The organism is Halorubrum ezzemoulense DSM 17463 (assembly GCF_002114285.1).
In the GTDB taxonomy this organism is placed as follows: domain Archaea; phylum Halobacteriota; class Halobacteria; order Halobacteriales; family Haloferacaceae; genus Halorubrum; species Halorubrum ezzemoulense.
Window position 1 is genome coordinate 39753 of sequence record NZ_NEDJ01000023.1, and the last position, 9311, is coordinate 49063.

The 9311-nt window shown below is 70.8% G+C and carries 10 protein-coding genes; 5 read left to right on the forward strand and 5 right to left on the reverse strand.

Annotated features, from left to right (window positions below):
• Window positions 1-45: 45 nt before the first annotated feature.
• A complete protein-coding gene (locus B9H04_RS08360) occupies window positions 46-1113 on the reverse strand; it encodes a type II glyceraldehyde-3-phosphate dehydrogenase (RefSeq protein ID WP_049931557.1) in 1068 nt (355 codons plus the stop codon).
• 184 nt (window positions 1114-1297) lie between these two features.
• Between B9H04_RS08360 and B9H04_RS08365 the strand changes: the two genes are divergently transcribed.
• The gene (locus B9H04_RS08365) at window positions 1298-2248 is read left to right on the forward strand and encodes an aminopeptidase (protein ID WP_085682602.1); all 951 of its coding nucleotides are present in this window, start codon (window positions 1298-1300) and stop codon (window positions 2246-2248) included.
• A 386-nt stretch (window positions 2249-2634) separates the two neighbouring features.
• Here B9H04_RS08365 and B9H04_RS08370 read toward each other — a convergent pair whose 3' ends face one another.
• A complete protein-coding gene (locus tag B9H04_RS08370; protein WP_049931559.1) occupies window positions 2635-3525 on the reverse strand; it encodes an HVO_0234 family beta-propeller protein in 891 nt (296 codons plus the stop codon).
• A gap of 117 nt (window positions 3526-3642) precedes the next feature.
• On the opposite strand from B9H04_RS08370, the gene B9H04_RS08375 reads away from it, so the two are divergent.
• The 3 genes from B9H04_RS08375 (at window position 3643) to B9H04_RS08380 (ending at window position 6227) form a co-directional block, all read left to right on the forward strand.
• Window positions 3643-4626 (forward strand): nucleoside recognition protein, encoded by a 984-nt coding sequence (locus B9H04_RS08375; RefSeq protein ID WP_085682603.1) that lies wholly within the window; start codon window positions 3643-3645, stop codon window positions 4624-4626.
• 58 nt (window positions 4627-4684) lie between these two features.
• Window positions 4685-4849 (forward strand): DUF7838 family putative zinc beta-ribbon protein, encoded by a 165-nt coding sequence (locus B9H04_RS18640; protein ID WP_167373072.1) that lies wholly within the window; start codon window positions 4685-4687, stop codon window positions 4847-4849.
• 136 nt (window positions 4850-4985) lie between these two features.
• The gene (locus tag B9H04_RS08380; RefSeq protein WP_085682604.1) at window positions 4986-6227 is read left to right on the forward strand and encodes a CaiB/BaiF CoA transferase family protein; all 1242 of its coding nucleotides are present in this window, start codon (window positions 4986-4988) and stop codon (window positions 6225-6227) included.
• 88 nt (window positions 6228-6315) lie between these two features.
• Here the strand turns inward: B9H04_RS08380 and aceA are convergent, their stop codons facing one another.
• From aceA to B9H04_RS08395, 3 genes are read right to left on the reverse strand one after another with little or no spacing between them, the layout of a single operon-like run.
• Window positions 6316-7353 (reverse strand): isocitrate lyase, encoded by a 1038-nt coding sequence (gene aceA / locus B9H04_RS08385; protein ID WP_085682605.1) that lies wholly within the window; start codon window positions 7351-7353, stop codon window positions 6316-6318.
• A 4-nt stretch (window positions 7354-7357) separates the two neighbouring features.
• Window positions 7358-7570, reverse strand: coding sequence for a hypothetical protein (locus tag B9H04_RS08390; protein WP_049931563.1), 213 nt, complete (start codon window positions 7568-7570; stop codon window positions 7358-7360).
• Window positions 7567-7899: a hypothetical protein gene (locus tag B9H04_RS08395; RefSeq protein WP_049931564.1), complete on the reverse strand. Its 333-nt coding sequence runs from the start codon at window positions 7897-7899 to the stop codon at window positions 7567-7569. Before B9H04_RS08395 ends, B9H04_RS08390 begins: the two co-directional genes overlap by 4 nt.
• A gap of 352 nt (window positions 7900-8251) precedes the next feature.
• Between B9H04_RS08395 and thiL the strand changes: the two genes are divergently transcribed.
• Window positions 8252-9163 (forward strand): thiamine-phosphate kinase, encoded by a 912-nt coding sequence (gene thiL / locus B9H04_RS08400; RefSeq protein WP_085682606.1) that lies wholly within the window; start codon window positions 8252-8254, stop codon window positions 9161-9163.
• Window positions 9164-9311: the final 148 nt, after the last annotated feature.

The window sequence follows — 9311 nt, forward strand, 5'->3', positions numbered from 1 at the left end:
GGCGGCTTCCGGACGGTAGCGACCGAAAAGACCGCGACTACGGCGTCAGTCGTCGGCCGTCAGTTCCGCGCGCGCCGGCCCGTCGTTCCCGAGCCGACTTTCGAGACCCACGCCGAGCGTCTCGTTCGTCCGCGCCACCGACTCGGCCGCGTCGACGTCGGTCGTCATCGCGCGGATCGCGTCGACGTTCTCCGGGACCACGTCGGCCTCTTGGTGGACGTTCTGGAAGAGGTACAGGTCTCGCCCGGTGACGCTGATCGACTCCTCCCAGACGCAGTTCTCCCAGAGGTCGCCGCGGGGCCGCCCCGCGTCGGCGGCGTACTCCTTCAGCGCGCCCGCGCCGTCGATGCCCGCGGCCTCCGGCACGAGGAAGATCCGGTCCTCGTCGGCGAGGAGGTCGCGGACGGCCCCCGAGTCGGGGTCGCTCTCCAGCGTGACGTTGACGCTGTGGGTGTGCATCCCCGTGACCGGCGCCTTCAGCGCCGCGGTGTCGACCGGCAGGTCGGGAAGAATCTCGTTCACGTCCGGACCGTGATGAGAGGGGACCGCCGCGGGGTCGGGGACGATGTCGTTTATCGGGCCGCGGTCCGTCTCGCTCGGATCGCCGCCGCGGCGCACGAGCGTGACGCGCGCCTTCTCGACGCCGTAGGTCTCGTCGAGCGGCGCGAGCAGCCGCGAGAGCGCGGTCGTGTTACAGGAGACGACGCGGACCGCGTCCGCGCCGCGGGCCGCCTCGAACCGACCGCGGGCGTTGAAGGAGGCCTCGGCGACGGCGGCGTCCTCGCCGCCTTGGAAGATCGCCGGCGTGTCGTGGGCCTCGTAGACGGGCGCGTTGCGCTCGCCGACGCCGGAGGGCGCGCAGTCGACGACGACGTCGACGGCGTCGAGCAGGTCGCCGAGGATCCCGGACAGGTCGACGCCGGCGGCCGCGAAGTCTTCGACGCGGTCCTCGACCGCCGCGTACAGGTCGTAGCCGCGCCGCGCCGCGGCCTCGACGCCGTAGTCGGGCGACGCCTTCGTCACGCCGACGAGTGTCATGTCCGGCTGGGCCGCGACGGCGTCCGCGACCCGTTTCCCGATCGTGCCGTAGCCGTTGACGCCCACGCGTATCATATCTGCCCCCCGCTCGGGAATCGGTATAATCTTTTCGAGGTGGGTGAAATGAAATTAACTACCCCACGAGTAATCGATCGGTTAATTCGACGCCGATCGGCACCGGACGTAAATAATTCAATTACGGAATAGAGTAAACTCAGCGATGACAAGGCCTAACGCCCGGCCGAACGGAGACGCTGGCATGGCAGCCGACCTCTCCGACGCCGCGACGACCGCGGTCGAACAGTGTCTGAACGTCGCTCCCGACGAATCGGTCGCGGTCGTCACCGACGACGAGCGCGAGCCGATCGGCGAGGCGCTGTACGCGGCCGCGAGCGCCGTCACCGACGACGCGACGCTCCTCCGGTACCCCCCGACCGAACAGCACGGGACGGAGCCGCCGGCACCGGTCGCGGCCGCGATGGCGGAGGCCGACGCCCTCCTGGCCCCGACGACGAAGAGCCTGAGCCACACCCGCGCCCGCGGCGCGGCCTGCGACGCCGGCGCGCGCGGCGCGACGCTGCCCGGGATCACCGAGGACGTGTTCACGACGCGGCTCGACGCCGACTACGCCGCCATCGAGGCCGCCTGCGACGACGTGCTGGGGCAGATCGGCGACGCCAGCGAGGTCCGCGTCACCGCGCCCGCCGGCACGGACATCACCTTCGAGGTCGGCGACCGCGAGTGGCTCGCCGACACCGGCATGGTCCGCGACCCGGGCGACTTCTCGAACCTCCCCGCCGGCGAGGTGTTCGTCGCGCCCGCGAGCGCGACCGGGACCTTCGTCGTCGACGGGACGATGATGCCCCACGGACTGCTCGACGACGGGCGGGAGCTGGCGTTCGAGGTGGAGGACGGGTTCGTGACCGAGATCGCCGACGACGCGATCCGCGCCGACGTCGAGGCCGCCGCCGACGAGGTCGGCGACGCGGCGTACAACCTCGCGGAGCTCGGCATCGGCACCAACGGCGGCGTTGCGGAACTCGTCGGTTCAGTCCTCTTAGACGAGAAGGCGGGCGGGACCGTCCACATCGCGATCGGCGACAACGTCGGGATCGGCGGCGAGACGGATGCGCCGCTCCACCTCGACGGGATCATCCGGGACCCGACGGTCTACGCCGACGGGGACGAGATCGACCTGCCGAGCGCGTGAAACGTCCGTGAGCGAAAATATTCCCCACTTACAAACTATCGAGACGCTGGCGCGTGCCGACGAGCGGCCGCCATCGGCGGCCGCGAGATAGCACCGCGCGAGGGAGTCGGTGGGTCGGAGCGAAGCGGAGAGCCACCGACGAGGCTGGGGAGGCGTGAGGTGCGGTGCGGGGCGGGATTCAAACGGGCAGCCGCGAATCGGGCGCAGGCGAAGTAAGGACCGCAGAGAGCGAGCGAAGCGAGCGACTGAGGACCACAGCGAGCGTGCGCCCGATTCGCGGCTGGGGCTTTGGGAGTATTCACCGCCGACCTGCTGAATCCCGTTTATAATCCGACGGGGAATTTGGAGGGAGCTCCCACCGAGCCGTCAACATCGACGTACTCTGCCTATTCTACGACCGCGAGCGCCACGCCCGCCACGTCGCGAACGCCGACCACCTGGTGTCGCCACCCGTCGCCGGCGTCGACGCAGAGCGTGCCCGCGTCCGTCACCGCGACCGAGACGCCGGGGCCGTAGCCGAGCGCGACGGGCGTCTCGTCCACGGGCAGGTCCGCGGGCATCCACGTCTCCTCGCCCCACTCGCCAGCCCCGTCCGAGTGAACGAGCAGGTCACCGCCGACGACCGCCATCGCGTGCCCGTCGCCGTCGGACGCGACCGCCTCCGCGACCGCCTCCCGGGCCGTCATCCAACCGTTGCCAAGCCAGTAGAGCCCCGTACCGGTCGCCGCAAGCGGCATCCCGGCGCCGGCCACGTCGCGCGCGTCGTCGAGGCCGACGTCGGTGATGCCGCGCTCACCGACCCGGTACACCGCCTTCCCGCCCGCGACGAGACCGCCGTCGACCGCGCGCGGGTCCGTGACGGTTCCGATCCGCGTCGTCGACGAGACCGTCGCCTCGTCGCCCTCCCCGACGTTGATGCGCTCGATCGCCCCGTCCTCGCGGGCGACAAGGAGCGCGTCGTCACGGTCCCTCGCCGCGCCGACCGCGACCGCCGGCTCGTCGTCGACCGACTCGAACGCCGGGTCGTCGCCGACCGCGGCGACCGAGAGCCCGGCGGGCGTGGCCGCGACGGCGAGGTCGGGGCCGCCGCCGCGAGCGAGGACGGTGACATCGCGGGCGGGGTCGCGGGCGACCATGTCGAACGCGCCGACCTTGTCGGCCGACAGCGAGACGCGGACGATCCCCGTCCCCGTCGCGACGTAGGCGTCGGTGCGGCCGGCGCTGCCCGCGTACACGCGCTTTTCATCGATCGAGATGTCATCCTCGGCGGGAGCCATCGGAGGGCCGTTCTCCGCGGCGGGACATAAGCCCCGCGCGGCGGCGCGCGTTCCGACCCTCCGGGAACGCCCGCCCGTTCCGACGGCCATTTGAGCGCCCCTCGCGTACGCTGATTCGTGCAATCGGTCGCCGCCGAGTTCTCGACGCTGCTCGCGGAGGTGGCCCCCCGACTTGCCCGGATCACGGCGTTCATCGCGGGGGGCGTCTTCGCCGCCAACGTCGCCGTCGCGTTCGGGCTGGTCCGGTACGTCGCCGGGCTCGCGGGGTGGCTCACCCGACCGGCGAACCTCCCGGACGAGGTCGGCACGGCGATCCTCACGACCGCGGCGTCGACGACCGCGGGCTACGCGACGCTCGCGGAGTTCCGCGAGTCGGGGCTGCTCGACGACCGCGCGACGCTCGTCGCGGTGACGATGAACACGTTCTTCGGCTTCGTCCAGCACGTGTTTACCTACTACGTCCCGGTGTTGATCCCGATCCTCGGCGTCACCACCGGCGCCGTCTACGTCGGCGCGCGCGCCGGCATCGCGCTTTTGATCACCGTCACCGGCGTCGTCGCGGGCGGGTTCCTCCTCTCCGAGTCGAACGTCGACCGCGCCGCGCTCGCCGACGTCGAGGCGACCGGGCCCGAGGACGACGACCGTACCGACCGGGAGCGCGTGCGCGACGCGGCCGGGAAGTCGTGGCGGACCCTCCGGCGGATTGTCCCGCGGCTCGCGGTCGTGTACACGCTGGTCATCTGGCTCGTCACGACCTACGACGTGGCGGCCCTGACGAGCGTGGCGGAGCCGATCACGAGCGTGCTGGGCCTGCCGGGTGCCGCGGTGCCGGTCATCGCGGTGTTCACGCTCGACACGACCGCGGGCGCGGCGACGCTCGCCGGGACGGAGGCCGGGATCTTCACGACGCGGACCGCGGTCGCGTCGCTGCTCATCGGGAGCATCCTCTCGTTCGCCGTCTCCACGTTCCGGCGCTCGATCCCGTTCCAGTACGGGATCTGGGGGCCTTCGTTCGGGACGACGGTGATCGCCGTCAACACCGCGCTCAAGCTCGTCTTCATCTCGGCGACGGTCGCGCTACTGCTCGCGCCGGTGTGGTGACAGGGCCGGCGGAGCCCGAATCCGTAGGTTCAACCCCGGCCCGGATCGATCGGCGCACATGGCGCTCGAAAAGGACGTGGACTGTCCCGACTGCGGCGGGTCTCGTTCGTTCTACCGGACCGCGGCGATGACGCTTCACCTCGGCGAGAAGACGAAGTGGCGCTGTCCCGACTGCGGCTACGGCTACGTCGAGATCGACGGCATCGACACGCTTCCGGCCTGACGAAACCGTTCGCCGGCGCCGCCTCCTCGCCGGCCCCGGGTTTCCGTCCGCGACGCCGCCGCAACACTCAGTACCCCCGGGACTGACCCGGGACACATGAACCGAATTCGGCGACGGTCCGCGGGGGTGAACGCGCGTGGTCGGTGAGGCGCGCGATCCCGACGGCGACACCGGACCGCTGGATGGCGTCACCGTGCTGGACCTCTCTCGCGTGCTCGTCGGCCCGTTCTGTACCATGCAGCTCGGCGACCTCGGCGCCGAAGTGCTCAAGATCGAGCGGCCCGGACAGGGCGACCAGACGCGGACATGGGTCCCGCCGGCGTTCGGCGAGGGCGAGGGCGAAGAGAGCGCCTACTACGTCAGCGTTAACCGGAACAAGCGGTCGATCCAGTTGGACCTGACGACCGAGTCGGGGCGCGCGGTCGCGCGGGACCTCGCCCGCGAGGCCGACGTGCTCGTCGAGAACTTCCGGGTCGGTAAGACCGCCGAGTGGGGCCTCGACTACGGCGACCTCGTCGACGAGAACCCCGGGCTGATCTACTGCGGCATTTCCGGCTACGGCGAGTGGGGCCCCGACCGCGACAAGCCCGCCTACGACATCATGATGCAGGCGCGGGGCGGGTTCATGTCGTTCACGGGCGTCGAGGGCGGCCCGCCGGTCCGGATCGGCGTCGCGCTCGCCGACGTCGGCGCGGGGATGTACGCGACGCAGGCGATCCTCGCGGCCCTCCTCGGGCGCGAACTCGGCGACGGCCGCGGCCAGAAGATCGACGTGAGCCTGCTGGACGGGCAGGCCGCCTGGACCAGCTACATGGCGACGAACTACTTCGCCAGCGGCGAGCCGCCGGGACGGATGGGGAGCAAACACCCGAACATCGTCCCGTATCAGGCGTTCGAGACGAGCGACGGGTACGTCGTCGTCGCCTGCTCGTCGGACCCGTTCTGGCCGCCGCTGTGCCGCGCGATCGACCGCCCGGACCTGCTCGCGGACGAGCGGTTCGAGACCAACGAGGGCCGCGTCCGCCACCGGGAGGAGCTCGACCGCGAGCTGAGCGAGACGTTCGCGTCCATGACGACCGCCGAGGCGACCGCGGTCCTGGAGGAACACGACGTGCCCGCGAGCCGCGTCCGCGACGTGAGCGAGGTGTTCGCCGACCCCCAAATCGAGGCGCGCGGGATGGTCGCCGAGGCGGAACACCCGACCGCGGGCACCGTCACGTTCCCCGGCTCGCCCATGCACTTCTCCCGGACGCCGACGACCGTCCGGCGCCACCCGCCGGCGCTCGGCGAACACACGGAGTCAGTTCTCGACGAGTACGGCTACGGCGACGGCGACATCGCGGAGCTGAAAGAACGGGGAGCGATTCCGGACAACTGACGGCGACGGGACGCTCGGTGGCCGGGTTCCGTCGAGCGCTCCGCCGTCGGTCGCCGCCGAGCGCTCGGTCACCGGTTTTCGCGGTCGCTCAGTCGTCGTTTTCGGCCGTGATCGGGTCGCTCTCGTCTTCGGTGAACCCCGCCGACTCCTCCTGCCGCTCGCGGGCCTCGGGGTCGAACTCGGCCTCGATGTCCTGATACCGCGGGACGAAGGAGAGCTCGGGGTGACTCTCCGTCTCGTGGCCGATGTACCGCTCTTCGAGGTCGAACTGCGCCTCCTCGTCGTTCTGCGCGATGTTCTCGAAGTCCTCGTAGGCCGCGTGGGCGCCCGAGTGGAGACCGTACAGCGTGATGAAGATGTACTGGTAGCCCAGGTCGCCGAGCTCCTCGAAGGTGAGCGGGTCCTCCTCGGCGCCCCACTCGAACGAGGAGGAGTAGTTGAAGGCCAGATCGAGGTCGGGGTGGGTCTCGTGGATCGTCTCGGCGTACTCGACCGTGTCCTCGCGGGACGGGTCGGGCATCTCGGGCCAGACGAGGTCGACGCCAGCGTCGGCGTAGATCCGGCCGCGTTCGAGGTGCTCCTCCCAGTCGCCGTTGGCGGAGCCGTACGCGTCGGTGCGGGCGATGATGACGGTGTCCTCGCTCTGCTTGGCGTCGACGGCGGCCTCGAAGCGCGAGCGGGCCTGCTCGCGGGAGACGATCTGCTTGCCGGCGATGTGGCCACAGCGCTTCGGCGAGGTCTGGTCCTCGATGTGGACGGCGGCGACGCCGGCCTTCTCGTACTCGCGGACCGCGCGCCGGACGTTGTGGACGCCGCCATAGCCGGTGTCGCAGTCGGCGATGACGGGGAGGTTCGTCGCCTCGACCATGCGCTTCGCGTTCTCGACCATCTCGGACATGGTGACCATCTCCAGGTCGGGGAAGCCGAACTGGCCGAGGACGGTCGAGTAGCCGCTCATGTAGGCCGCGTCGAGACCCGCCATCTCCGCGAGGCGGGCGTCGAGGGCGTGGTAGATCCCCGGCGCGAACGTGTACTCCTGCTCCTCGAACAGCTCGCGGAGCCGGCGGCCGGCCGGGTTGTCGATATCTCTGGTGAAGACGTCGTCGTCGAGTTCGTTGGGATTCATCGGGTTACTGCGTGGTGTCGTCGTCTGCGGTGTGGTTCGGCGCGGTGCGCCGGCCTGATCGGCGTTTGTCGGCGGGGCGAGCGGTCGGCGCGAACGTCGTCGGGTCCGGGCGCGGTCCGTCGCCGGTCCCCGCCATTGGGACGGTGCTGCGGGACGCGTCCTCGCCGGTCGACCGGGCCGAGCGCTCGCGGGAGCGGCGCGTCGCGTTCGCCGTCATCGCGAACCCCCGTCGGTCCGCGTCCGCGAGGCGGGACGCAGGTCGGGGACCATGGGCGCGTCGCGCTCGTCGTCGGCCGGCGGACGGGTCGGGCGACGGGTGTCGGCCCGCGGCGGCGACCCGGGCGAGCGCGTCCCCGTGGTCCGGCGCGTCGTGATCGTCGGGACCAGCGGCGCGCCGGCCTCCTCGGTGGGCGGGATGCGGCCGGGGATCGGCTGCGGAGAAGCAGTCCGGTCGGAGCGCTCCGCGGGCTCCGAGCCGGTCGTGCGGTCGGTCGTGCGATCGGTGCGTCGAGTCGTGTCGTCGGGCGTGTCGTCAGGTGTCGTCATCGGGTCGTGTGGGGGGTTGCGGCGGTCGTCTGGTGATCGGGTCGGTGCCTCGGGTCGCTGCGTGTCCGCGTACGGATACTGCCATTGCGACCGGAGCAAATCGGAGGAAGACAATAAACATAATGATTGATAATGATAATATTCGTTATGTTGTTTTATTCGGTTAAATGTTCCATGACAACACGGCCCATACAAACGAAGACATCCGGGGCTGCGCGCCCCTCGCCGCCGGTGACAGCGTCCACAACACTGTCGGTGACGCCGCCGAGCGACATCGACGGCGTCGGACCGGGCCAGACCGAGCCGGGCCGGACCGATCGCTTATTGACCCCGCCGCGCGGAGCGTAGGGTAGTGAACGAGCGCGACGCTCTCCGGGCTCTCGCGGCCGACCTCCCGCACGCGGGCGACGACGCCGCCGTCGTCGACGGAACGGTCATCACAACGGACATGCTCCACGAGCGGACCGACTTCCCGGCCGGCACAACGCGGTACACAGCCGGCTGGCGCGCAGTCGGCGCGTCGCTGTCGGACGTGGCGGCGATGGGCGCGACCGCCCGGGCCGCGGTCGCCGTCTACGCCGACGAGGCGTTCGACCGCGACGAGCTGACCCGGTTCGTCGCGGGCGCGGTCGACGTCTGCGAGGCGGTCGACGCCGAGTACGTCGGCGGCGACCTCGACGAACACGTCGAGTTCACGACCGCGACCACCGCGGTCGGCGGGATCACCGACGCCGGGGCCGTCACGCGTGACGGGGCGCGACCGGGCGACGCGCTCTGCGTCACCGGCGAGTGGGGCCGGGCCGCAGCGGCGCTGCGGATTTTCAAAAACGACGGCGAGGGCGAGACCGAGCGCGCCAACGAGCTGTTCCGGTTCACGCCGCGCGTGGCCGACGGGCTGGCGCTGGCATCGCACGCGACCGCGATGATGGACTCTTCGGACGGGCTGGCGCGGTCGTGTCACCAGCTCGCCGAGGCGAGCGAGGTCGGGATCGAGATCGAGCGGGACGCGGTTCCGGTTCACCCCGCGGTCGAGGGGGTTGCGGAGGGGTCGACGGAGCGGTTCGAACTCGCGGCGCACTTCGGCGAGGACTTCGAGTTGGTCTGTGCGGTACCGGAAGCGGAGGTTGATGCGGTCGAAGAGTCGTGTCCCGCCGGGCTCACGCGGATCGGGACGGTGGTCGAGGAGCCCGAAGAAGGAGGGTCGCGCGTCCTCGCCGACGGCGAGCCCCTGCCCGACCGCGGCTTCACGCACGGAGACGGATAGGTCACCGAGGTCCCAGTGGTTCGCTTATAAATGAGCGCCCGCAGAGCGGCGGCGAACACCGCCGAAGCCCCGGCCGCCCGACCGTCCAGGAGTCGAACTTATAAACGACTGATCCACGCGAACACCGCCTCGCGACCGCCCCTTCGAG

What these genes read in the sequence shown, in the direction of transcription:
- B9H04_RS08360 (WP_049931557.1), bottom strand. Translation starts at nt 1,113, where the DNA reads ATGATACGCGTGGGCGTCAACGGCTACGGCACGATCGGGAAACGGGTC.
- B9H04_RS08395 (WP_049931564.1), bottom strand. Translation starts at nt 7,899, where the DNA reads ATGACGACACCTGACGACACGCCCGACGACACGACTCGACGCACCGAT.
- aceA (WP_085682605.1), bottom strand. Translation starts at nt 7,353, where the DNA reads ATGAATCCCAACGAACTCGACGACGACGTCTTCACCAGAGATATCGAC.
- B9H04_RS08390 (WP_049931563.1), bottom strand. Translation starts at nt 7,570, where the DNA reads ATGACGGCGAACGCGACGCGCCGCTCCCGCGAGCGCTCGGCCCGGTCG.
- B9H04_RS08365 (WP_085682602.1), top strand. Translation starts at nt 1,298, where the DNA reads ATGGCAGCCGACCTCTCCGACGCCGCGACGACCGCGGTCGAACAGTGT.
- B9H04_RS08370 (WP_049931559.1), bottom strand. Translation starts at nt 3,525, where the DNA reads ATGGCTCCCGCCGAGGATGACATCTCGATCGATGAAAAGCGCGTGTAC.
- B9H04_RS18640 (WP_167373072.1), top strand. Translation starts at nt 4,685, where the DNA reads ATGGCGCTCGAAAAGGACGTGGACTGTCCCGACTGCGGCGGGTCTCGT.